Origin of the sequence: Tatumella saanichensis (assembly GCF_000439375.1) — a bacterium.
Classification (GTDB): domain Bacteria; phylum Pseudomonadota; class Gammaproteobacteria; order Enterobacterales; family Enterobacteriaceae; genus Tatumella; species Tatumella saanichensis.
Window position 1 is genome coordinate 62,207 of record NZ_ATMI01000012.1, and the last position, 24,408, is coordinate 86,614.

General features: G+C 51.3%; 23 protein-coding genes. 15 read left to right on the forward strand and 8 right to left on the reverse strand.

Annotated features, from left to right (window positions below; all coding sequences use genetic code 11):
* Genes xdhC through guaD form a run of 4 tightly spaced genes read right to left on the reverse strand, consistent with a single transcriptional unit; the run spans position 1 to position 5,895 of the window.
* The gene (xdhC, locus tag DW47_RS0105985; protein ID WP_029685484.1) at positions 1–780 is read right to left on the reverse strand and encodes a xanthine dehydrogenase accessory protein XdhC; all 780 of its coding nucleotides are present in this window, start codon (positions 778–780) and stop codon (positions 1–3) included.
* Positions 773–3,133 (reverse strand): xanthine dehydrogenase molybdopterin binding subunit, encoded by a 2,361-nt coding sequence (gene xdhB / locus DW47_RS0105990; RefSeq protein WP_029685485.1) that lies wholly within the window; start codon positions 3,131–3,133, stop codon positions 773–775. The genes xdhC and xdhB overlap by 8 nt, the downstream gene beginning before the upstream one ends.
* A complete protein-coding gene (gene xdhA, locus DW47_RS0105995; RefSeq protein ID WP_029685486.1) occupies positions 3,123–4,571 on the reverse strand; it encodes a xanthine dehydrogenase small subunit in 1,449 nt (482 codons plus the stop codon). The genes xdhB and xdhA overlap by 11 nt, the downstream gene beginning before the upstream one ends.
* Positions 4,552–5,895, reverse strand: a complete 1,344-nt coding sequence (guaD, locus tag DW47_RS0106000) for a guanine deaminase (RefSeq protein WP_029685487.1) — start codon at positions 5,893–5,895, stop codon at positions 4,552–4,554. The genes xdhA and guaD overlap by 20 nt, the downstream gene beginning before the upstream one ends.
* A 364-nt stretch (positions 5,896–6,259) precedes the next feature.
* On the opposite strand from guaD, the gene ydfG reads away from it, so the two are divergent.
* The 3 genes from ydfG to DW47_RS0106015 all read left to right on the forward strand — a co-directional run bounded on the left by ydfG (position 6,260) and on the right by DW47_RS0106015 (position 7,797).
* A complete protein-coding gene (gene ydfG, locus DW47_RS0106005) occupies positions 6,260–7,006 on the forward strand; it encodes a bifunctional NADP-dependent 3-hydroxy acid dehydrogenase/3-hydroxypropionate dehydrogenase YdfG (protein WP_029685488.1) in 747 nt (248 codons plus the stop codon).
* Between the two features lie 128 nt (positions 7,007–7,134).
* On the forward strand, positions 7,135–7,479 hold the full coding sequence (locus DW47_RS0106010) for a DUF1283 family protein (RefSeq protein ID WP_029685489.1): 345 nt from the start codon (positions 7,135–7,137) through the stop codon (positions 7,477–7,479).
* 39 nt (positions 7,480–7,518) lie between these two features.
* Positions 7,519–7,797 carry a DUF1161 domain-containing protein gene (locus DW47_RS0106015; protein ID WP_029685490.1) on the forward strand — a complete coding sequence of 93 codons (279 nt, stop codon included), beginning with the start codon at positions 7,519–7,521 and terminating at the stop codon, positions 7,795–7,797.
* A gap of 39 nt (positions 7,798–7,836) precedes the next feature.
* On the opposite strand, the gene bioD is transcribed toward DW47_RS0106015, so the two are convergent.
* Both bioD and DW47_RS0106025 read right to left on the reverse strand, forming a co-directional pair.
* Positions 7,837–8,517, reverse strand: a complete 681-nt coding sequence (bioD, locus tag DW47_RS0106020) for a dethiobiotin synthase (RefSeq protein WP_029685491.1) — start codon at positions 8,515–8,517, stop codon at positions 7,837–7,839.
* A gap of 672 nt (positions 8,518–9,189) precedes the next feature.
* Entirely contained in the window at positions 9,190–10,080 is an 891-nt protein-coding gene (locus DW47_RS0106025) for a LysR family transcriptional regulator (RefSeq protein ID WP_029685492.1), read from the reverse strand.
* A gap of 92 nt (positions 10,081–10,172) precedes the next feature.
* On the opposite strand from DW47_RS0106025, the gene DW47_RS0106030 reads away from it, so the two are divergent.
* Together DW47_RS0106030 and DW47_RS0106035 are read left to right on the forward strand one after the other, a co-directional pair.
* Complete coding sequence (locus DW47_RS0106030; RefSeq protein WP_029685493.1) at positions 10,173–11,438, forward strand: MFS transporter; 1,266 nt, start codon at positions 10,173–10,175, stop codon at positions 11,436–11,438.
* 266 nt (positions 11,439–11,704) lie between these two features.
* Positions 11,705–12,925, forward strand: coding sequence for a sugar transporter (locus DW47_RS0106035; protein WP_152473137.1), 1,221 nt, complete (start codon positions 11,705–11,707; stop codon positions 12,923–12,925).
* 107 nt (positions 12,926–13,032) lie between these two features.
* Here DW47_RS0106035 and DW47_RS0106040 read toward each other — a convergent pair whose 3' ends face one another.
* Positions 13,033–13,596: a Smr/MutS family protein gene (locus DW47_RS0106040; protein ID WP_029685495.1), complete on the reverse strand. Its 564-nt coding sequence runs from the start codon at positions 13,594–13,596 to the stop codon at positions 13,033–13,035.
* A 304-nt stretch (positions 13,597–13,900) separates the two neighbouring features.
* Between DW47_RS0106040 and DW47_RS0106045 the strand changes: the two genes are divergently transcribed.
* The 4 genes from DW47_RS0106045 to DW47_RS0106060 all read left to right on the forward strand — a co-directional run bounded on the left by DW47_RS0106045 (position 13,901) and on the right by DW47_RS0106060 (position 18,573).
* Complete coding sequence (locus DW47_RS0106045) at positions 13,901–14,656, forward strand: FNR family transcription factor (RefSeq protein ID WP_029685496.1); 756 nt, start codon at positions 13,901–13,903, stop codon at positions 14,654–14,656.
* A 148-nt stretch (positions 14,657–14,804) separates the two neighbouring features.
* Positions 14,805–15,761: a universal stress protein UspE gene (gene uspE, locus DW47_RS0106050; protein WP_029685497.1), complete on the forward strand. Its 957-nt coding sequence runs from the start codon at positions 14,805–14,807 to the stop codon at positions 15,759–15,761.
* Positions 15,762–15,984: 223 nt separating this feature from the next.
* A complete protein-coding gene (ydgH, locus tag DW47_RS0106055; RefSeq protein WP_029685498.1) occupies positions 15,985–16,938 on the forward strand; it encodes a DUF1471 family protein YdgH in 954 nt (317 codons plus the stop codon).
* A 234-nt stretch (positions 16,939–17,172) separates the two neighbouring features.
* Positions 17,173–18,573 carry a basic amino acid/polyamine antiporter gene (locus DW47_RS0106060; protein ID WP_029685500.1) on the forward strand — a complete coding sequence of 467 codons (1,401 nt, stop codon included), beginning with the start codon at positions 17,173–17,175 and terminating at the stop codon, positions 18,571–18,573.
* A gap of 5 nt (positions 18,574–18,578) precedes the next feature.
* Here DW47_RS0106060 and DW47_RS0106065 read toward each other — a convergent pair whose 3' ends face one another.
* A complete protein-coding gene (locus DW47_RS0106065) occupies positions 18,579–18,986 on the reverse strand; it encodes a hypothetical protein (RefSeq protein ID WP_029685501.1) in 408 nt (135 codons plus the stop codon).
* A gap of 165 nt (positions 18,987–19,151) precedes the next feature.
* Between DW47_RS0106065 and rstA the strand changes: the two genes are divergently transcribed.
* The 6 genes from rstA to DW47_RS0106095 all read left to right on the forward strand — a co-directional run bounded on the left by rstA (position 19,152) and on the right by DW47_RS0106095 (position 24,378).
* A complete protein-coding gene (gene rstA, locus DW47_RS0106070; RefSeq protein ID WP_029685502.1) occupies positions 19,152–19,877 on the forward strand; it encodes a two-component system response regulator RstA in 726 nt (241 codons plus the stop codon).
* On the forward strand, positions 19,877–21,205 hold the full coding sequence (rstB, locus tag DW47_RS0106075; RefSeq protein ID WP_029685503.1) for a two-component system sensor histidine kinase RstB: 1,329 nt from the start codon (positions 19,877–19,879) through the stop codon (positions 21,203–21,205). Before rstA ends, rstB begins: the two co-directional genes overlap by 1 nt.
* Positions 21,198–22,682 carry a carboxypeptidase M32 gene (locus DW47_RS0106080; RefSeq protein WP_029685504.1) on the forward strand — a complete coding sequence of 495 codons (1,485 nt, stop codon included), beginning with the start codon at positions 21,198–21,200 and terminating at the stop codon, positions 22,680–22,682. Before rstB ends, DW47_RS0106080 begins: the two co-directional genes overlap by 8 nt.
* A 183-nt stretch (positions 22,683–22,865) precedes the next feature.
* On the forward strand, positions 22,866–23,270 hold the full coding sequence (gene asr / locus DW47_RS0106085; RefSeq protein WP_029685505.1) for an acid resistance repetitive basic protein Asr: 405 nt from the start codon (positions 22,866–22,868) through the stop codon (positions 23,268–23,270).
* A 104-nt stretch (positions 23,271–23,374) separates the two neighbouring features.
* Positions 23,375–23,452, forward strand: coding sequence for a small membrane protein YdgU (ydgU, locus tag DW47_RS17935; protein WP_479650930.1), 78 nt, complete (start codon positions 23,375–23,377; stop codon positions 23,450–23,452).
* A gap of 110 nt (positions 23,453–23,562) precedes the next feature.
* Complete coding sequence (locus DW47_RS0106095; RefSeq protein ID WP_029685506.1) at positions 23,563–24,378, forward strand: trypsin-like serine peptidase; 816 nt, start codon at positions 23,563–23,565, stop codon at positions 24,376–24,378.
* The last annotated feature ends 30 nt before the right edge of the window (positions 24,379–24,408 follow it).

Here is a 24,408-nt window from a genome sequence, read left to right on the forward strand (position 1 = left end):
TTATTGCATGGATTGTCGCTGATATTCCGCGATGATTTCACCGCTGATGGAAACGGCAATTTCTGCAGGCAATTTACCGGTGACTGCATTCAGGCCCGCCGGACAACGAAACTTCTCCAGCTGCTGGTCACTAATCCCTTTACCGCGTAGTCGATAACGAAAACGCTGGCTTTTAGTCTGTGAACCAATAACCCCTAAATACCGAAAATCTTCACGGCGTAAAATCTGCTCTGTGAGGTGCAAATCTAAATCGTGGTTATGCGTCATGACCACAAAATAGCTGCCCGCCGCCGCTCGACTCACCACATCCGACAACTCCTCCTCTAAGCACAGCTCGACACCCGGAGCTGGGTGCGTGAGATATTCACTGCGACTATCGGCCCAAATTACGTGACAGGGTAACGTTGATAAAATCGAGGTGAGCGCCCTGCCAACATGGCCAGCACCAAACACAATGATCTGCGGCTGAGGCGTGATTAAAGGCTCAAATAACACAGTAACCGCGCCGCCACAACATTGGCCACTGCGGGCGGCCAATGGAAACTGTTCACAGCGGGGCTCAGCATCTTGCTGTTGCAACATCTGCCGTGCAATGTCCATACAGCGATATTCCAAATTACCACCACCGATGGTCAACCAACTTTGTTGCGCCGTCACCACCATCTTACTGCCGCCACCACGGGGCACAGAACCCCGTTCGGCCATGATAGTGATCAGTACACAAGGCTGCCGCTGCTGCTGCAGCGTGTTCAGTAACGGGATCCACTCTTCGTTATGCATCGACCGTTTCCCGTAAGCGCTGGATCCCCTGCAGTACCCGTTCTGGGGTCACTGGACTGTCGGTGAGCGGATAACGCCCCTGCGTAGAAGTGGCGGCAATCGCGTCCTGCAGGGCACTAAATACCGAGATGGCCAACATAAACGGCGGTTCCCCCACTGCCTTAGAATGATAAACCGTCGGTTGCGCATTGCTGCGGTTTTCCAGTAGGCTGACGCGGAAATCCGCCGGCATATCACTGACCGCAGGGATTTTATAGCTGTCCGGTCCGCGGGTCATTAGGCTGCCTTTGTCATTACGGTACAGCTCTTCGCAGGTCAGCCATCCCTGCCCTTGGACAAATCCCCCCTCAATCTGACCAATATCCAACGCTGGATTAAGTGAACGACCGACATCATGCAAGATATCAGTGCGCAATAACCGGTATTCGCCGGTCAAGGTGTCGATAATCACTTCACTGCATGCAGCACCATAGGCGAAATAATAAAAGGGTTCGCCACGTCCTGCGTCGCGATCATAATGCAGACCAGGCACTTTGTAATAGCCGGTGGCAGAAAGTTGTACTTGACTAAACCACGCCATAGAGGCGACTTCCGCGAAGCTGTAATAGGTTTCGCCGACCCGCACTACACCGTGACGAAAATCAATCTCTTCTGGCGCACATTGCTGCTTATCAGCCAGCATAGTGGTCAGTCGCTCGCGTAAGGTATGTGCGGCAATTTGTGCCGCTTTACCGTTAAGGTCGGCACCACTTGACGCAGCAGTAGGTGAAGTATTAGGCACCTTGCCGGTATCGGTGGCCATCACACGGATCTGCTGTGGATCAATACCCAACACCTGAGCCACTACTTGAATCACTTTAGTGTTCAGTCCTTGGCCCATCTCGGTACCGCCATGATTGAGTTGAACCGTGCCATCGGTGTAGATCAGGAGCAGTGCTCCGGCCTGATTAAGGAAGCCAGAAGTAAAGGAAATGCCGAATTTCACTGGGGTCAGGGCTAAGCCGCGTTTCAAGGTGCTATGGCTGGCATTGAACTGGTGAATGGCTTCTCTGCGGGCATAGTACTCCGCACTCTCGATAAGTTGCGCCGTAATTTCCGGCATCCGGTCATCATTAACCGGCTGGTAATAATGGGTCATATTGCGCCCTTCACCGCCGTAATAATTCAGTTGGCGGATCTCCAGCGGATCACGCCCAAGGAAGCTGGCGATATGCCCCATAATCTGTTCAATCGCCATCATCCCTTGCGGCCCACCGAATCCGCGATAAGCGGTATTCGAGGCAGTATGGGTGCGGCAGCGGTAACCGGTGATGCGGGCATCCCCGAGATAGTAGGCGTTATCAGCGTGGAACATGGCACGGTCAACAATCGAACCGCTGAGATCCAGTGAATAACCACAATCTGCCGCCAAATCGATGATGACCCCCTGCAAGCGACCGTGCTGGTCAATCCCCACCTGGTAACGCACCAGGAACGGATGACGTTTACCGGTAATTTGCATATCGTCACTGCGAGCTAAACGCATTTTTGCAGGTCGTCCGGTCAGCCGGGCAATCACTGCGCACAGACAGGCGACGCCTGCGGCTTGGGTTTCTTTCCCCCCGAAACCACCGCCCATACGCCGCATATCGATATTCACTTGGCTCATGGGCACTGCCAACACCGAGGCCACCAGCTTCTGAACTTCCGTCGGGTTTTGAGTCGAGGAATAGACCGTCACACTGGCGTCTTCGCCAGGAATGACCAGCGCCGTCTGGGTTTCTAAGTAGAAATGCTCCTGGCCGCCAATATGAAACTCGCCCTGTAAACGGTGAGCGGCACGCTGCAACGCACTGTCTGCATCACCACGTTGATGACGATGCGGTTCCTGAACATAAAACTGCTGCTTCAGTGCCTCACGTACATCCAGTATCGCGTCCAGTGGCTGATACTCTATCTTAGCCAATGCCGCAGCTTCAAAAGCGGCCTCACGGTTTTCCGCGGCAACCACCAGCAGCACTTGGCCGACATAAAAGACGTCATCTTCCGCCAGTAGAGGGTCACCCGCCTCCAGGGGTCCGACATCGTTAATCCCAGGCACATCTTGATAGGTGATGACCCGTACCACTCCCGCCACCTGATAGCACGGAGTGGTATCTATAGACAGGATCTTGGCGCGGGCATGTTCACTTAGACGTGGCGCAAGATGCAACGTACCGGCCTGATCGGCCTTGTCGTCAATATATTGCGCCGCCCCGGTGACATGCTTAGTGGCGCTTTCGTGGATCAGGCTCTGGCCCACTATCTCACTGGCAGAGCGATGAAAAAGGGCTTTCAATGTTTCGCGGTCAATCGGGGCTGAATTATGAGACATAGTCGGCGATCTCCATAACATCGCGAGGGGCACAGTGACAGAAGTACCAGTGACGCAATAGATTAGCCGCTACCTGACGACGATAATCAGCGCTGGCACGGAAATCCGACAGGGGCGTAAAGTCGGTCGCTAATGCCTGGCAGGCTTGCTCAATGGTTTGAGTACTCAATCGTTTACCGATCAAGGTAGTTTCACAGCCTACAGCCCGTGCTGGCGTTGCGGCCATACCACCAAAGGCAATCCGCGCGCTGGTCACAACGTCTTCAGCATCAAGGGTAAGATTAATGGCCGCAAACACCGCAGAAATATCATCGTCGAGACGTTTAGAAATTTTTCTCAAATACAGTGACTGACAGTCCGACAGCGACGGGATAATAATCGAATGAATAAACTCTCCAGGTTGTAACAACGTTTGACGATAGCCGACAAAGAACTCATCTAAAGGAATCTGACGTTGGGTGTTTCCCTGTTGCAGTACCAGCTGTGCGCCCATCGCCAGCAGCATGGGGGCGCAGTCACCTACCGGCGAGGCATTAGCTAGGTTACCGGCTAGGGTGCCCTGATTACGGATCTGTAATGAGGCAAAACGCTCAAAGAAGGTTTTAGTCACCGGTATATATTCACTGAGAAACTCCGCCACCTGATTCAGGCTGGCTCCGGCACCGATCACTAACGATTCACCCTGATGCAGACACTGCTTCAATTCTGTCACCTCTTTCAAGGCGATCAACGTCGAAAAACGCTGATGATTCCGGGTGACTGCCAACATCAAGTCGGTACCACCGGCCACCAGCCGTGCCTCTGGAAACTGGCGATACAGCGCCGCCAGTTGCGGCAATGTTTTCGGTAGATAGCAGACCCGATCCTGGTAGTGCAGTGTTTCAATGTGTTCCGTCACCATCTTCGACAACTGTTGACGGGTATCCTCTTGCCAGTGAATAAACGCATCCATAATCGTCGTCTGAGAGGTGATCTGTCGAGCAGCATCCAGTATCGGGCGGTAGCCGGTACAACGACACAGATTACCGGCTAGCGCCTGCTCGATTTGATGTTGCGGATGATGAATAGGTTGTTTACTGAGGGCAAACAGTGACATAACAAAGCCTGGGGTACAGAATCCGCACTGTGAGGCATGACTATCAACCATCGCCTGTTGTACCGGATGCAGTTGTTCCCCTTGCTGCAGGTCTTCTACAGTAATCAGTTGTTTGCCCTGCAGCGCACTGACCGGCGTCAGACAGCTATTAACGGTCTGATACTGCAACTCGCCATCGGTCACGGACGCCAATACAACCGTACAGGCCCCGCAGTCACCAGAGGCACAGCCTTCTTTGGTGCCACATTTATGTTTCTCTTCGCGCAAGTAACGGAGAACCGTCATATTCGGATCGATCTCCTCGATACTGATCCGCTGCTGATTAAGCAAAAACTGCATGATGACTCTCCTCTGTGATGCCCTGTTGCCAGACACATTCGCCGTTCACCCAGGTCTGTGCAATATTACGTTCATCTCCGAGGGTCATCAGAACAAATAGTTGCCCGAAGATATCTTTACTGTTGTGATGCCGTAGTGCTTGCAATGGCGTCACCGCCGGATCAATGACAATGAAATCCGCTTCTTTACCTGGGGAAAGGTTACCGATCACTGAGTGCAGATCCAGCGCATGCGCTCCGCCGAGGGTGGCATGATAGAAAGCTTCACAGGCATTCAGTTTATAATTCTGCAATTGCTGCACTTTATAACCATCGCCTAAGGTACGCAGTAGACTAAAGCTGGTTCCTGCCCCAACATCCGTCCCTATACCAACCGGGATATGGTGCGCTTTAGCGGCTGACAGATTAAACAAACCGCTACCGAGAAACAGATTCGACGAGGGGCAAAAAGAGACCGAGGAACCGGTATTATGCAGACACTGCCACTCCTGGTCTTCCAAGTGGATACAATGAGCAAACACGCTGCGTTTACCTGTAAGACGATAATGATCATACACCGCCAAATAACTCTCCTGCTGTGGATAGAGCTGTTTGACCCAAGCAATCTCTTTCTGATTTTCACTCAAGTGGGTCTGCATCCACACATCCGGATAGCGCTGCCGCAGCTCCCCTGCTTTTTCCAGCAGTTGCGGTGAGGAAGTTGGAACAAAGCGCGGAGTAATGGCATAGCCTAAACGCCCCTTACCGTGCCAACGTTCAATCAAGGCTTCCGTCTGTTGTACACTCTGTTGCACCGTTTCTTCTAATCCCGTCGGCACATTACGATCCATCATCACTTTGCCGGCAATCAATCGCATTGCATATTTTTCAGCTTCACCGAACAACGCCTCTACCGACTCCGGGTGTACCGAGCCGAATACCAGCGCAGTGGTAGTACCATGACTGAACAATTGGCGAATGAAAAAGGTCGCCATCTGCCGAGCATAAGCTTCATCACCGTATTTACTCTCGGTAGGAAAGGTATACTGCTCAAGCCATTCCAACAGTTGCTCACCAAAGGCGGCGATCATTTCTGTCTGCGGGTAATGAATATGGGTATCAATCATGCCAGGCATAATGATTTTACCGCGTAAATCCATGACCTCACAGGCGAGTTGCTGTTCTGCCTCAAGGGTCCAAGGTAACAGGTCACGAATTTTCCCGTCCTCAACCACCAGCAGACCGTCTGCAATATATCGAAACTGCTCAGCAATCTGTTCGCTACTGTGCGCCAGATCGTTAAAATCCACCAAGGTGGCGCGGAATGCCTTAAGCGTAGTGTCTGACATTATGGTTCCTTATCGTCACTGCTGTGGTTCAGTAGGCAGATCGTGTGAAGAGCATTAAGTATTGATAACGCTACTGCAAGTAGCGTGCCACACAGAAAAACTCATTTAAACTCATTAATATCAATCACTTACAAATCACCTCTATTAAAAACCCAAACCCACCGAGCAACCATTTGCTTTGCCATTGCAATCGGTTGCTTTTGATAATATTTTGGGGGCGCCAATAAATACGCACACTTTAGGTGCAAACCCTCGAAAATTAGCACATCTTTAGTGCGACTCTATTCTGAGTGGGCATCCCGCCAAGAACAATGCTATGTTTACTCATACCCCCTGATATAACCCCCCATAGGAAGGTACTGATATGATTATTTTGGTGACAGGCGCAACCGCAGGATTCGGAGAAGAAATTACCTCTCGCTTTATTGATGCGGGCCATAAGGTGATTGCCACCGGGCGCCGTGATGAGCGCCTACAGCAGTTAAAGGATAAGTTTGGTGAAAGTGTTTATCCGCTGAAAATTGATGTTCGCGATCGTGCCGGTATCGAAAAAGCGATCGCCTCTTTACCCGAAGAGTGGCAAGCCATTGATGTGTTAGTGAATAACGCAGGTTTGGCATTAGGCATGGAAGGCGCGCCAAAGGCCAATCTCGATGACTGGGAAACCATGATCGACACCAATACCAAAGGCGTGGTCTTTATGACCCGTACCGTGCTGCCACTGATGGTAAAACGTAATAAAGGCCATGTGATCAATATTGGTTCTACCGCGGGCAGTTGGCCCTATCAAGGCGGTAACGTCTACGGTGCCACCAAGGCATTTGTCCGTCAGTTCAGCCTGAATTTGCGGACAGACCTGCACGGTACGCCACTGCGCGTGACCAACATCGAGCCAGGCCTGGTGGGTGGAACCGAATTTTCGAATATCCGTTTTAAGGGCGATGATGCCAAAGCCAACGCCGTTTATGATGGAGCCCAGCCTCTAAAACCTGAGGATGTCACTGAAGCAGTTTATTGGGTGGCCACCCTGCCTGCCCACGTCAATGTGAATACCCTAGAGCTGATGCCTGTCTGCCAAACTTACGCAGGATTAAAAGTCGATAAGGTCTGATTAGGGCGACAGAGTACTGTTCTGTAAGGCGGCATAGGGAAGTAGCCGCCTGTTTCGGACAAATGTTATACTTTCGGGTGGCAGGGGTCCCTGCCGGTTTGTCTGGCTGCGTCAATAAGGAAATTACGATGAGAACAGCATTAAAAAGGTTACCGGTAGTCATGGGCATGGCACTGTCTGTTAGCCTTTTCTCCCTGGCCCCTCAAGCCAGTGCCACCACCCGCTACCTCAGCATTGATAACGGCGACAATGCCCTGACCCGTGAACAGGCCAGAGAGCAAAAAGAACAGTGGGATGATACCCGCGCCCTGCGCCGTCAAAAGAATCAGCGTGCCGGAAAAGAGTTTGATAAAGCCGACCGCGCGTATGATGCCCAAGATAAGTGTATGCAGAGTGAAAATCTGAACGCTTACTGGGAACCACAGACCAGACGTTGTCTGGACCGTCAGACAGGTCGTCCGGTTAAGCCTTAACTCACCCGATATTGCGGGTCTTTCAAAAAAGAGTCGATTATGAAATCTAAATATCTTGTTGCTGTCGCATTGCTGGCTGCCTGTCCATTACTGGCTCAGGCTTCTTGTGATTCGGTGAAAGCCGATATCAGTAAAAAAATCGTCGCTAACGGTGTACCGGAATCTGGTTTTAGCTTAGACATCGTGCCGAGTGACCAAGCTTTTCAGGCCGGTGGTCTGGTTGTTGGTCATTGCCAGAACGATACTCAGAAAATCGTTTACAAGCGTCTGAGTAATGACGACGCTGGCAGCAGTGCCGCCGCCTCAGCCAGCCAGTAATCGCTGGACAGGAACAGCGACCTGCTGTTCCTGTTTTCGCTAGGCCGTGGTGAGAGAACTTTGTAGACGACTGAGATCAAGATACCGAGTGAGATCGCGCTGTTCAGCCCTAGGAAGATAAGGGATTTCTCCGAGTAACGGCGCCGGCAGCTGTTTTCCCAGTACACTAATTATACTGGCATATTCTGCCAAGCCAGGATTGATACGATTCGCTATCCAGCCACATAGCGGCAAACCATCACCAAGGATCGCTTCCGCGGTTAACAATGCATGATTGATACAGCCCAGTTTAATGCCTACTACTAAGATCACCGGTAACTTTTCGCTTATCACCCAATCGGAGAGTGGTCGTTCATTGTTCATTAAACAACGCCAGCCGCCAGTCCCTTCGATAACAACTTGCTCAGCAGAGCCACTGAGGGCTGATAAGCCCTGACTCAAGGTCGCGTAATCCACTCTGCATCCCGGACTGGTACTGATTTCATCCCCTTCGAGAGCAAAGGGGTTAATGGCTGGATAGGCTAATGTCAGTGCAGACGCTTGTTGTAACAATAGGGCGTCGCCATTACGCATCCCCTCCTCTGTCTGGCGGGCATTTTTAGCAACCGGTTTATAACCGACACAACAGATCCCCGCCGCTGCTGCCACCTGCATCAGCGCCAATGAGACCACTGTCTTCCCCACGGCAGTATCAGTTCCAGTAATAAAGACTTTGTTCACGTCAGCTCCCTGGATCAATCCTTACGATTGTTCAGTGATTTATTGGTAAAAAGCATTGTAGGAGAGCTGCTAGGTGCATTAATTGCGTTAACGCAAGTTTATCGCTGCTAGCCCTGAAAAGATGCGTTAACAGCCGCCCATTATGCAGGGCATCTTTGACCAGTACAGTGGCAGCGTTGATGAAACCAAGACTAAAGAAAGAGTTGTAGCACTTCTGTTAACACCGTACAGAATATTTCTGCTGAAGGGTTCAGCGGTGAATTAATTAACAAAAATTCACTGTTGAGCGTTGAGCAGCGCCACCAGACTAGCCTGCGCAGCGATAAGCCCTGTAGCCGGATGCCCCGGCCCCCAACGATTTCAGCCTTAGCATCACAGACAGGACCTGCATTTTTTAGCACACGAGTACTTTTAGTGACACTGGCCAGTGCCAAAAGTGCCAACTCAGAAAGAGCAATACGGAACACCGGCCCACAGGTATCACTTAGCCGGTAGACTCACCCTATATGGGTCGGTCGGATATCGTCAACATGTCCTGCCGTGTTTTGCCACCGCACAACGTTCCCGTTAAGCCAGTCAATGTGCTAAAGATACGGGGGATTGTGCGACAAGCTGTCACGGAGTAGTCAGCCGAACAGAGGAAGTGTGAGTGATTTCACGGAACCATGGTGTTCAGTGTAGCGAAGACATCAATTCCAGCATGTGCTGCAACGGGGCCGTTATCTGACGTTGTGCTGACCACACCAGCCAAAGTTCTGAACGGGCATCGGCTTCACTCAGTTCCAGCCATACCACTTCACTGAGCCGTGCACGGCGGAACGAGGAAGGGAGTATCGACACACCGAGACCAGTTGCCACCAGCCCGAGAATGGCCATTGCATCCCCGACTTCCAAGGTAATGTCCGGTGTGATCTGGTAGCGTTGTAATAACCCAAGTATTTCACTGTACAGGGCGGTCCCCCCCTGGTGGTCAAAGAAGATAAAGGGTTCCTCGCGTAACTGGCGCAGAGAAATACGCCGACTGCCCGCCAGAGGATGATCTTTATGCACCACCGCACACATCGCTTCTTCCTGTAATAAACGGTATTGTAGATCATCGGGTAGTGGCGTATTACGCATTATCGCCAAATCCATCTTTCCTTCCTGTAAGGGGGTCAGTAAATGACGACTATTGCGATCCTGTAGGTGCAGGTGAACATCCGGATAACGACGACGAAACTGATAGACCACGTCAGGGATTTTTTTAATAAGTGGCGCGGAGGAGGTAAATCCAATCCGCAATTCACCGCTGTCCCCGTAATGGAGACGTGAAGCGCGCTCACTGGCCTGATCAACCTGCAATAAAATCCCACGGGCATCTTTAAGAAATTGTTCCCCAGCACAGGTCAACTCAACACGGCGGTTATTACGCACAAACAAGCGGGCATCTACCGCCTCTTCCAATTGACGGATCTGCTGGCTCAGCGGCGGTTGTGAGATATTCAGTCGTAGTGCTGCACGGCCAAAATGAAGCTCTTCGGCCACAGCAATAAAATAACGCAGGTGCCTTAACTCAAGATTCATATTTAAATTATCTTATTTGAGATTATTAATATATTAGACAACTTATTGGCGGTTTCCTAGAGTATCAACAACTGAATAACAGAGGAAAACCCATGAACAGCAGCACCCGGGCGACCACACTTCCGATTGCGGAAGAAGAGAGTCCTGACCAACGCCGCAGCCGATCTCCCTATATCACCCGCGGCACCCGTACTTTCCTTCAGGTCACCCTCGCCCTCTTCTCCGCCGGCCTCGCCACCTTCGCCCAGCTCTATTGTGTACAACCTATCTTACCCATGTTGTCACACCAGTTCGATGTCACCCCTGCTATGAGCAGTGTTTCTCTGTCTATCTCTACCGCTTGTATGGCGATTGGTTTACTGATCACCGGCCCCATATCCGATGCCATCGGTAGAAAGCCAATGATGGTTGGCGCACTATTGCTGGCAGCGGCCTGTACCGTTGCCTCAGCCATGATGACTAGTTGGGGAGGAATACTAGTTATGCGCGCCTTACTAGGTTTCTCCCTCAGTGGTCTGGCCGCGGTGGCTATGACCTACCTCAGTGAAGAGATGCATCCCGGTGTGCTGGCATTTTCTATGGGGCTGTATATCAGCGGTAACTCGATTGGTGGCATGAGTGGTCGTCTGCTGACTGGGGTGATCACCGACCTTTCCAGCTGGCGGGTCGCGTTGATGAGCATCGGCTGCTGCGCCTTGGCGGCGGCGTTTATGTTCTGGAAAATATTACCGGCGTCCCGCCACTTCCGTCCAGTGCCACTGCGCCCTAAAGCGCTACTGATTAATTTCCGTCTACATTTCCGTGATAAAGGTCTGCCGTTGCTGTTCATTATCGGTTTCCTAGTGATGGGGGCGTTTGTCACACTGTTCAACTATATCGGCTACCGCTTACTACACGGTCCGTATAATATGAGTCAGGCCACCGTCGGTCTTATCTCAGTGGTCTATCTGGCTGGCTCATGGAGTTCGCCAAAAGCGGGTGCCCTGAGTGCACGATACGGACGCGGACCGGTATTTCTCTTCTCTACGGGGATGATGCTGGCTGGCGTAGTGTTATCACTGTTTGCCTCAGTGTGGTTAATCTTACCGGGCTTACTGATGTTTACTGGGGGCTTCTTTGCCGCACACTCAATTGCCAGCAGCTGGATTGGTCTCCGCGCTCGCCGTGCCAAAGGTCAGGCTTCCTCCATGTATCTGTTCTGTTATTACGGCGGCTCCAGCATCGCCGGCACCTCAGGGGGCATTTTCTGGAAAAATTACGGCTGGCCAGGGGTTGCTGGTTTTATCGCCGTGTTATTACTGTTAGCCCTGGCTGTCGGCTATAAACTGATGACTCGATTGAAACAAGTCAACGCCTAATCCTTAGGGTGAGCCTGTCATGGGCTCATCCTAACCTCTCCTATGACGCAGAAAATACCGTCAGCCTGCTGGGAGACTTCCCTATTTTGTTCTCCCAAGCCCCTCAATACAGAATATGCTATCGACAGTGCTAACTCCCACAAAATAACGCGCGATTTTCCGTGTAATAAAGAGAATTAAAGGTTTAATCCGCCCTGCAAAATCGTACAATTGTTCTATAGTGTGATGTAGATCACTTAAAACTGACTAAGGTAAATGATTCACTTATGACAGCAGATTCACCAGAACTGCAGGAAAACAGCCTGCATGCCCCGCATGTTTCCCGCAAGGTCGCTTGGTTGCGGGTATTACTTATGGCTATTGCTGCCTTTATTTTTAATACCACAGAATTTGTCCCTGTTGGGTTGTTATCCGACATTGCCAGCAGCTTTGATATGAAGACCGCAGACGTCGGTATTATGCTGACTATTTATGCTTGGTGTGTGGCTCTGCTGTCGCTGCCACTGATGCTGCTGACGAGAAATATTGAACGGCGCATGCTGCTGGTCGTCTTGTTGGTGATCTTTATCGCCAGTCATATTCTGTCGGCGATGGCTTGGAACTTTAATACACTATTGGTTTCTAGGATCGGTATTGCTATCACCCATGCGGTGTTCTGGTCGATTAATGCGTCGCTTGCGATCCGTATTGCGCCACCAGGCAAACGTACCCAAGCCCTCAGTATGATTGCCACCGGTACTGCGCTGGCAATGGTTCTCGGCGTACCACTGGGGCGTATCATCGGTCAGACCATGGGTTGGAGAACCACCTTCGGTATTATCGCTGTGGCCTCGTTTGTGATGATGTTGATGCTTGCAAAACTGCTGCCGAAACTGCCAAGTGAACACTCAGGCTCGCTGAAAAGCTTGCCGGAGCTATTCCGCCGTCCAGCGCTGGTCAGTATTTATCTGTTGGTCACCCTGGTGGTCACCGCACACTACACGGCTTATAGCTATATCGAACCCTTTATGCAGCAGATTGGTCATGTGGATGAGAACTTCACCACCCTGTTACTGCTGCTATTCGGCGGTGCGGGCATCCTTGGTAGTGTACTGTTCAGCGCCATTGGTAAACGTCTGCCATCAGCCCTACTAGCCGGTGCTATTTTCCTTATCACCCTCTGTATGGGCCTGCTGTGGTTGGCTGCCACTCATCCGCTGGAAATCAGCGTACTCTGTATTGTCTGGGGTATCGCCATGATGTCGATTAACCTAGCGATGCAGGTTCGGGTACTGTCACTGGCACCGGATGCCACCGATGTTGCCATGTCTCTGATGTCTGGGATCTACAATATCGGTATCGGTGCTGGAGCGTTGATCGGTAATCAGGTCAGCAGTCATGCGGGAATGACCTGGGTAGGTTATGTCGGTGCCGCATTCGGACTGATAAGCCTGTTGTGGTGTCTGTTCAGCTTGAAACGTTATCCGCAATTACGCTCTAACCTCTAATTTGTCCACTGCTGAATGCGAGAGCTAAACACCCCTGCTAACACAGGGGTGTTTTTTTGTTCGTCGATAACCCCAACTCGTTTTTCCTGCTGCGAGTCATTCTCTCCTCAGCGCTGACCGGCTCGGCCACCGTGGAGTTCTCGTGTGTGATCGCGCTGGGCTTCACTTTTCGACAGCGCCACATAGAGCGCACCCGAGCCACCGTTTTTCCGAGCAGCCACGCAAAAAGTAGCCACCTCCTCCAATTGTGATAACCAATTCACGAGGTAACTGCGGCGGACATTCGCCGGACCATCAGCCTCCCGAGGCTTACCATGAACGATCAGTACATTTCGTCCGCCGCGCCGCTGCACTTCCGCCAAGAACACCAGCAGCGCATGACGGGTTTGCTCCGGCGTCAAGTGAAGCACTGATAAGCTACCGTCTAGCCGGTATCCACCACGCCGCAGCTTTTCCATTACGCCTGGCTGGACTCCGTGGCGACGAAATAACGGACTTTCGTCTGTATCAAGCAGCACCAGCGGGTCAAGCGGTAAACGTTGCTCCTCAGAGGAACGCGGTTGCGGACATTTTCGGCTCCGCGGTGGCTGATAAGGTTGCTGAGTTTGTTTAAGCGGGCTGACATCGTTCATCGCCGTTAAAAACAGCGCGTGGTCATCGGAATCGGTCATCGGGCTTTACTCCGGATTTATCTTTCTGTAAAACAATTCGTCGTCCTTTGTCAGCAGCAAAAGAGAATACTTTCACTTTCAGTGACGCTGGATAGTCGTTATCGGCTAAAATCCTCAACTTAGGAAAAGGTTAGCGCCACTGTCCTCAATGCTAGTCAGATAACTAACATGATGAAATTCTGACACATTTACAAATATATTTTAAAATTTAAAAATATTTAGATAGCATTCGGTGGCATAACCTGTTTTTTTTCGCGAAAAATGTTAAAATTATGGTCAGTTAATCACTACCGGAACTGAATGTATGATTCCAGAAAAAAGGGTTATTCGACGGGTACAATCAGGCGGTTGCGCGATCCATTGTCAGGATTGTAGCATCAACCAATTATGTATCCCCTTTACCCTCAATGAGCATGAGCTAGACCAGCTTGATAACATCATTGAGCGTAAAAAACCGATTCAGAAAGGCCAGTCGCTTTTCCAAGCCGGTGACCAGCTAAAATCTCTGTATGCCATTCGTTCCGGTACCCTTAAAAGTTACACTATTACTGAACAGGGCGATGAACAAATTACCGGTTTTCATCTTGCCGGAGACTTAGTCGGTTTTGATGCCATTATTACCAGTCACCATCCGAGCTTCGCGCAAGCATTAGAGACCTCAATGGTCTGTGAGATCCCCTTTGATACCCTCGATGATCTCTCCGGTAAAATGCCTGCCCTGCGTCAGCAGATGATGCGTTTGATGAGTGGTGAAATCAAAAGCGATCAAGATATGATCTTGCTGCTATCGAAAAAAAGTGCCGAAGAGCGTTTGGCGGCCTTTATCTGGAACCTATCGCGTCGTTTTGCCCAGCGCGGATTTTCACAACGTGAGTTCCGTCTCACCATGACCCGAGGTGATATTGGTAACTACCTCGGATTGACCGTGGAAACCATTAGTCGTTTACTCGGACGTTTTCAGAAAAGCGGTATGTTGGCGGTGAAAGGGAAATATATCACCATCGAAAATCACGCCATGCTCAGTGACCTAGCCGGCCAAGTGCCTGCCTGCAGTAATTAATCTCCCCCCTGACAGCTACCCTTAGGGTGGCTGTCTGCCGGTTGTCCTTATTGACGTTATTGCTGACACCCTTAATAACTTTGCTTCTCCCTGCGGATAACTTAGGCTATCTTTAGTCATCAAAGTCCCTTTGCATGGAGATGTCATTATGTCCCGATACCAAAACGTGTTGGTCGCTATCGACTCTGAGCAGGATGATCAGCCCGCACTGCGCCGTGCGGTTTACCTCAACCAGCGTATCGGCGGGAAAATTAAAGCCTTTCTGCCTATCTATGACTTTTCCTATGAAATGACCACCTTGTTGTCTCCGGATGAGCGACTCACCATGCGCCAGGGCGTGATTGACCAACGAACGGAGTGGATCAGACAGCAGGCACAGGCCTACATCAATGCCGGCGTACAAATAGAAATAAAAGTGGTGTGGCATAACCGCCCCCACGAAGCCATCATCCAAGAAGTCATTGATTTCGACCATGACCTGGTGTTGAAAATGGCTCACCAGCACGACCGGCTCGAATCGGTGATTTTTACTCCTACCGACTGGCACTTGCTACGCAAATGTCCCTCACCGGTATGGATGGTTAAAGACCAGCCGTGGCCGGAGAACGGTAAAGCACTGGTGGCAGTAAACTTGGCCAGTGATGAACCCTATCATGATGCACTTAACCAGAAACTGGTCCGCGAAAGCCAGAGTCTGGCAGAAATGGTCAACCATACCGAGGTGCATCTGGTGGGCGCCTACCCTTTGACGCCGGTGAACATTGCCATTGAATTGCCAGATTTCGATCCAGAAACTTATAACGAAGCCATACGTGGCCAACATCTGATCGCCATGAAAGCCTTACGCCAGCAGTTCTCGATTGGTGATGAATTTACCCATGTGCAAAAAGGTGAAGCGGAAAACGTGATCCCGGAAACCGCCGCGCAACTCGATGCTGGGGTTGTGGTACTGGGGACTCAGGGCCGCACTGGGCTTTCTGCGGCGTTTCTCGGTAATACCGCTGAACAGGTGATCGATCATCTTCGCTGTGATCTGCTGGTGTTTAAGCCGGATGATTTTGAAAGCGCTGTAACTGGCGACGAGACACTGCCACCCGCATCATAATAAGTATCATTCTCCTGGGGCGATGCGCCGGGAGAGTAGCCCTATCCCGCTGCCCATCTTCTGTCTGCAACCTTGGCTGCTTGACTCACAAATTCGCCAGTTAAATCACTAAATTGACTGAGACAGCACCCGTATTCCATGCAATAATCGGACGCAAACAGGTCAAACAACAACGTCCAGCACAGTTTTACACGCTATTGCGAATGGGGAAGGATTAATTTTGATGAAGCTAAAAAACACATTTATGCTGGCAGCGCTGCTCTCAGCGACAGTCGTCAATGCGTACGCTGCCGAGGAGTATACCCCAGAAAAAGCAGCCAAAACCCAACCGTTCACCCGCATCAATATCAGTGGTCGCTTTAACTCGCTGATCGACGCCAGTGATGCGATATCAAAACGCGCTGATGAGATGGGTGCTGCCGGCTTTTATATTCAGAATATTGCTGATGCGACCGGTAACAGTGGCAACTGGCGTGTCACCGCCGATCTCTATCGTGCCGATGCCCCTCCAGTGGCAAAGAAAGCCCATTACAGCACCTTTAATGGCGTCCAGCAGTTACCGAAAACCGTGGCCTACCGCCTCGTTCCTTTTGATACGGTGTCAGTCAGCGGCTATTTCCCTGCCCAGCCAGATGTGATCGATGCCATCAGCCGAGCCGCGAAAGACAAAGGTGCTGCCTCCTTCTTTATCGTTCGGCAGATCGACGCCAACAATGGTGGTAATCAGTTTGTTACGGCGTTCGTCTATAAAGCCGATGCTAAGCAGCGCCAAGTCCAAAGCCCTGATGCAATTCCTGCCAACTCACAGGCCGGTAAAGCCGCGCTCGCGGAAGGCGGAGCAGCGGCGAAGAAGGTGGAGATCCCAGGGGTCGCCTCTTCAGAGACACCAGACAACAATGTCGGTCGTTTCTTTGAAACTCAGTCATCCACCGGTAAACGCTATACCGTTAACCTGCCGGACGGCCGCTCTGTTCAGGAATTGAGTGCCATTACCGCGGCTCAGATGACCCCGTTCAGCTCCGTCACCATTACCGACCACTTCGGCACACCAACCGAGATTTCCGAAGCGATCGCCCGCAGTGCAGCGGATAAAGGCGCCAAGTACTACCACATTACCCGCCAGTGGCAGAACCAAAGTGGGGGTAACCTGACGGTAACCGCCGAACTGTTCAAATAAGCCTCTCTAAGGGTGATAGGGTTGAATTACCCGTCACCCTTTTTGCATAAATCCGCACTTTCGCGCTGTTTTCGCATTGCGTTCCCTGCAATGACTCCGTAAAATCCCCGCCCTGTTTCTTTGGTCATTCAAACCAATGGAAATCATTTTGTCAGCAGCTTCTGCTATCTCATAAACAGCAGATAGCTGTTTTTGGTATTAAGATCGAATATCCGCAGAATATCTGAGAACATCATGTCAGAGAAAAAATTAGGCTTTGGAGCCTTAACCGCCCTGGTCCTCAGTTCGATGCTGGGTGCTGGCGTATTCAGTCTGCCGCAAAATATGGCGGCGGTAGCCGGCCCAGCAGCCTTGATCTGTGGCTGGCTTATCACCGGTGCCGGCATTATTTTTCTGGCTCTAGCGCTGTTACTGCTTAGCCGCTTGCGTCCAGACTTGGATGGCGGCATCTTCACCTATGCTCGGGACGGTTTCGGCGAAGTGATCGGTTTCTGTTCCGCCTGGGGCTACTGGTTGTGTGCGGTAATCGCCAACGTTTCATACTTAGTGATTGTATTTTCGGCCCTCAGCTTCTTCACCGATGTCCCAGGTCGGGTCGTGTTTGGGGTCGGCAACACCTGGCCGGCGATCATCGGGGCCTCACTGCTGCTGTGGCTAGTGCATTTTCTGGTACTTCGCGGCATTCAAACCGCCGCTGCCATTAACTTACTGGCCACCTTGGGTAAACTGGTGCCCCTCGGCCTGTTCGTGGTATTAGCGGTATTCGCTTTTCACGCAGATAACTTTATTCATGATTTTCGTGGTATCAGCCTCGGGATGCCAGTCTGGTCACAGGTCAAACAGACAATGCTGATCACCCTATGGGTATTTATTGGCGTCGAAGGGGCTGTGGTGATTTCCTCCCGTGCTCGTGACCGCCGAGATGTGGGGCGAGCAACCCTATGGGCAGTGTTGGCAGCGTTGGTGGTCTATCTGTTAGTGACTCTGCTGTCGCTGGGTATTGTTCCCCGTCAGCAACTGGCGGTGATGCACAATCCGTCAATGGCCGGACTAATGGAGTCGATGATTGGCCACTGGGGCACAGTGATCATTGTTGCCGGTCTGGTATTGTCGGTCAGCGGTGCTTACCTCAGTTGGACAATTATGGCGGCTGAAATCCCCTTTTTGGCGGCGCAGACCGATACCTTTCCACGGATCATCGCACGGCAAAACCGCGTTAATGCACCCTCTGCCTCGCTATGGCTAACCAATGGCAGTGTGCAACTCTGTCTGCTGATTATCGGCATTACCCATGCAGATTATAATAATCTGCTGACTATCGCCTCAGAGATGGTGCTGGTGCCCTACTTGCTGGTGGGATTATTTCTGATGAAAACCGTGCGTCATCAGGGCGTTAGTTCTTCCCTGATGGTGGCCCTAGCCGCATCTGCTTACGGTGTCTGGCTATTATATGCTTCTGGGCCGGTAAATCTGCTGATGTCGCTGATGCTGTATGCGCCGGGACTGCTGCTGTTTTTCGCTGCCCGTTATATGGCCCCACAACCGCTGCCTTTAAGCCGTAGTGATAAAGTTCTGATCGCGGTGCTGGTCGTTGCTGGGACAGCCACCGCCCTGACTCAAGCGCCGTTCTTATGACGCCATTAGTTACACGGAAGGATGATACTCAGACAATCTCCGGATTGTCTGAGCGTCAGAGGTTTGCGATACTCTTCATGAATACCGGCTAACTGCAGTTCTGACAACGGATAAGGAAGCTGAATTTCAAAGCTAACAATTTTTTGCTGCTCAGCTAGGGTGATCAAACGGGCGATATTAATTTCATCGCTGACCTGGGTGGAGATAATCTGCAGCGCCATGGCTTTGAAGTGTTCCGCATCGCTGACTTGGTGGCGAGGGTTTTTACGGGTCACCATACCAAACACCGGCAACACTCCGTAAATCGCATCCACAAAACTCCAGTGTTTTTTACAGGATGAGGACAAATAATCGCTGTAATTAAAGCAGATGCACCTATCCGCTCCGCCTGAGGCTAATTTATCATCAGACACTCAACCCCCTTTGTCGATTCGTTCCTTCGGCAACCAGTTTACAAAAATAATAATGGCATATTATGTAGGGAATACACCAGTTAGTGATATCTTTTTCGTGCTAACGTATCAGATATAATTGATGAAAGTTATTTTCATGTTAAATACAAATAATTATTGTTAACTATGAATAGAATAGTTTATGTGGAAGATGAACCAGAGGTTGGCGAATTGATCGCCGCTTACCTTAGAAAACATGATTATGAGGTAGTCGTCGAAACCAGAGGAGACCGTGCTGAGGAGACGATCCTTCGCGAACAGCCCGATCTGGTCATGCTAGACATTATGCTACCCGGCAAAGACGGCATGACCTTATGTCGTGACCTGCGTACCCGTTGGTACGGACCGATCGTACTGCTGACGTCCCTAGACAGTGACATGAACCATATTTTGGCACTGGAGATGGGGGCAAACGACTATATCCTAAAAACCACCCCACCCGCTGTCTTACTGGCACGTCTTCGCCTGCATCTTAGACAGTCACAGCAGATCCCGCATACCGAGGAAACTACCCTAAGTACAGCACCTGCGCGGCTGATTCGTTTCGGTTCTCTAACGATAGATATGCTGAACCGTGAAGTGACACTGGCGGATGAAGTGATCCCGCTCTCCACCGCGGACTTTGATTTACTATGGGAACTTGCCAGCCATGCCGGTAAAATCCTTAATCGGGATGCTTTACTCAAGACCCTGCGCGGCGTCAGCTATGATGGAATGGATCGCAGTATTGATGTCGCCATTTCGCGTTTGCGCAAGAAGCTGCATGATAATGCCACTGAACCTTACCGCATTAAAACGATTCGCAATAAAGGTTACCTGTTTGCCCCGCAAGCTTGGGATACCCACTCCTAATGAAAAAGCTCTTTATCCAGTTTTACCTGTTATTGTTTGTCTGCTTCCTGGTCATGACACTACTGGTCGGTCTAGTCTATAAAATGACCGCCGAACGGGCTGGCCGGCAGTCGATGAATGACCTGATGGCCAGTTCTTTGTACCTGATGCGCAGCGAGCTACGAGAGATCCCACCGCGGGACTGGAACAAAACCATCGATAACCTAGATCTCAACCTCTCCTTTAAACTGCATATTGAGCCAATTACCCGTTACGACCTAGACCCGGCGGACATGCGCCGCTTACGCGCCGGAGAGATTGTCGCCCTAGACGATCAATATACCTTTTTACAACACATCCCGCGCAGCCATTACGTCCTGTCGGTAGGCCCGATCCCGTACCTGTTTTTCCTGCACCAGATGCGACTGTTGGACATTGCGTTGTTAGCCTTTATCGGCATGTCGCTGGCATTGCCCGTTTTTATCTGGATGCGCCCCCACTGGAAAGAGATGCAGCGCCTAGAGCGCACCGCCCAGCAATTCGGCCAAGGGGATTTAGACGCCCGCACCCGCTTTGACTCCACCTCTAGCCTGTATCGCCTTGGCATTGCCTTTAACCAGATGGCGGAAAATATCAAGGTCCTAGTGGCCAGTAAAAAACAGCTGATTGATGGTATTGCCCATGAGCTACGAACCCCGCTGGTACGTCTGCGCTATCGGCTGGAAATGAGTGATAACCTCACCGAAAATGAGGCCGCCGCCCTGAATCGTGATATCGGCCAATTGGAAGGGCTGATTGAAGAGCTGCTCACCTATGCGCGCTTGGACCGACCAGAAGTGGAAATGAAACTTCAGGATATCGATCTGGCCCACTGGCTGGAAGAACGTGTTGACGATATCCGCTCTCTCCACCCGGATCACAATATTGAAATGGATATTCCCCAACAGCAAAATCGTGGCTATACCGACCTGCGGCTGATGGAGAGGGTTCTGGATAACCTCGTCAACAACGGGCTGCGTTATTCCGAACAGCGGTTACGTGTTAGCCTGTGGTTTGATGGTCCCGTTGGGATATTGCAAGTCGAGGATGACGGTCCAGGTATTCCGCCGGAAGAGCGTGAACATGTCTTTGAGCCATTTGTCCGCCTAGACCCAAGCCGAGACCGCGCCACCGGCGGTTGCGGCCTAGGACTGGCGATTGTCTACTCCATTGCCCAAGCCTTCCGCGGTCAGGTCGCTATAGACAGTAGTCCGTTGGGCGGTGCTTGTGTCCGTTTCTGCTGGCCCGTTATACCGCCAAAAGAGACGCCTTCCACCCTTATCAGTTTGCCGGGAAACAGAGATGAATAATGCCTATACACAACTTTGTCAGCGCTTCCAACGCTTATCACGCTTGAGTCATCTATCGGCAATTGCCGGCTGGGACATGCAGACTATGATGCCCGCAGGAGGAAGCCAGGCCCGTGGCGAAGCCCTTTCTGAACTGGGTCTGATCCGCCATCAATTACTGACCGATGCTGATATGCCTGCCCTGCTTTCTGCTGCTGCCAGTCTGTCGCTGACAGAAGCTGAACAGGCTAACTTACGGGAAATGAACCGCCATTACCATCATGCCTCAGTATTACCGGCTGAGCTGGTGGAAGCCAAATCGATCGCCGGTATGCGCTGTGAACACGCCTGGCGCAGCCAGCGCCCCGCCAATGACTGGCAGGGATTTGCTGCCAATTTGCGGGAAGTGGTGACATTGAGTCGTCGGGAAGCAGATATTCGTGCAGAAGCCACGGGTACTTCTCGCTACGATGCGCTGTTGGATCTCTATGAGCCGGGTATGAACCGCCAAACCTTAGATCGCGTCTTTAATGAGCTCAAACAGTGGCTGCCGGGCCTGCTCAAACAGGTTACCGAAAAGCAGTCTGCAGAGGCGACCTTACCGGTAGAGGGACGTTTTCCTGAAGCCGCGCAAAAAGCCCTAGGCCTGAAAGCCATGGAAGTGCTGGGTTTCGACTTCAATCATGGTCGCTTGGATATCAGTGCCCACCCGTTCTGTGGCGGCGTCCCCGAAGATGTGCGCATCACCACCCGTTACGATGAAAACCTGATGCTAAGCGCACTGATGGGGGTGATCCATGAGACCGGCCATGCCCGCTATGAGCAAAACCTGCCCCGTGATTGGGCCGGTCAACCCGCCGGTGAAGCACGTTCCATGTCGGTCCATGAATCGCAAAGCCTGTTTATGGAGATGCAGATTGGCCGCAGCCGCGAGTTTCTGACTTTTATCCGGCCACAGATTGTCTCGGCCTTCGGCGATCAAGCCGCACTAGAAACTGAGAACTTTATCCGTATCGCCCAACAGGTCAAACCAGGTCTCATTCGTATCGAAGCCGATGAAGTCAGCTATCCAGCCCACATTATGCTGCGCTATGATATCGAGCAGGCACTGATCGAAGGAGAGATCGAGGTCGAGGACATCCCTGCACTGTGGGACGAGAAGATGCAACATTATCTCGGTCTTGACAGCAGGGGAAATTTTCGTGACGGTTGCATGCAAGATATTCACTGGACCGACGGGGCATTTGGCTACTTCCCCACCTATACTCTAGGCGCCATGTATGCCGCACAGTTGTTTGCCAGTGCCCAACAGCAGATCCCGGAGCTGCCAGCACAAATTCATGACGGAGATACACGGGCAGTTAACCACTGGCTTAAGGAAAATATCTGGCAGCATGCGAGTCTGTACAGTACTGAACAGTTATTCAAAAAAGCTACCGGAGAAGCGCTCAACCCGCACTATTTCCGTCGCCACCTAGAACAGCGTTACCTAGGTTAACTCATTGTTCGGCAGTGGTTTTCTTACCCCTGCCGGACAGGAAAATCCTCCACCTTCCCCGTTTGTACATTCCGTTACACGCCGATACTAATCAGCAACGGACGCTTCGATTTTATTCTCCTATAGTGACTTCACCGGCCCCGCAGTGGGCTATTAAATGAAAATGAATTCGAGGATTTTGCAATGAAAAAGTTATTTGCACTGGTAGTTGCCGCTGCTATGGGTCTGTCTTCAGCTGCTTTCGCTGCAGAGACTACTACTACTCCTGCTCCGGCGGCGACCACTACTGCTCCAGCAGCTGCTCCTGCTGCAACTGCAAAACACGTTGCTCATAAGCACAAGCGCAAGCATCACCACAAAAAAGCGGCTAAGAAAGCGGCTGCTGCACAGAAAGCACAGGCTGCTAAAAAGCACCACCACAAAAAAGTTGCTAAGAAAGCGGCTGCAGAACAGAAAGCTCAGGCTGCTAAAAAGCATCACCACAAAAAAGTAGCTCACAAAGCTGTTGCTCAGAAAGCTCAGGCCGCTAAAAAGCATCATCACAAAAAAGTTGCTCACAAAGCCGCAGCAACTAAAGCAGCTAACTAATTAATTAGTGATCTGACCGGTCAGTACCCTTTCTGACAATGCGTCAACATCATCGAAAACACCCGGTTAAGGCCGGGTGTTTGTTTCCCGGAGCCACCCTTATGATGCGACGTTTCCGCTTCGAAATCATTCTGGTCAGTGTCATTCTCTGCGGTGTCGTCGCTGGCAGCTTTTTTATCTGATCCTCCAGTCCGGTAAACATTCAATTTTTCTCCCTTTTCCTGAAAACAACGACTATATTACAGGTCGTGCCCCACACTTTATCTACAGACTTCCTGCCGTTGAGAGAGCTATGCGCCTGCTGACTGTACTTGTTTTAAGCTTATTTTGTTTCAGCGTGCAGGTTCACGCTGATGACGATGATGATGACACGCCAACTGCTGCGGAAATTAAAACCCTGTTTTTCGGCCATGATCACCGCCAGGCGATCACTGATATTACCGCAGCCCCTTGGGATGCGATTGGTCAGTTGGAGACAGACAGCGGTAACCTCTGCACAGCTACACTGATTTCAGCGCATATTGCCCTCACTGCAGGCCACTGTCTGCTGACGCCGCCTGGTAAATTCGACCCGCCGGTAGCTATCCGCTTTATGGCAGGCGCAAAAGGCTGGCGTTATGAGATCCATGATATCGATGCCAAGGTGGAACCTTCCCTAGCCCGCAGGCTAAAAGCGGATGGGGAAGGCTGGATTGTTCCTGCCTCCGCAGCCCCTTATGATTACGGGATTGTGATTATCCGTAATCCGCCATCTGCCATCACCCCGTTGCCACTCTTTTCTGGCAGTCGCAGTGACTTAATTGATGCCCTGAAAGCCACCGGTAATACTGTGACGCAAGCTGGCTACCCAGCAGATCATCTTGATAACCTATATGCACATCAGGATTGCCACATCACTGGTTGGGCGCAGAAAGCGGTGTTATCTCACCGTTGTGATACCCTGCCCGGTGACAGCGGCTCGCCGCTGTTACTCAACACCCCTGATGGCTGGCAGGTCATTGCAGTACAAAGCTCAGCACCGGCCGCGAAAGACCGCTACCGTGCCGATAACCGTGCCATTGCGGTGACCTCGTTTTACCAAAACCTGAAGAATATGACTCCGCAGTGATCATGGCGGCGGTGAGCGAATGGCTCACCG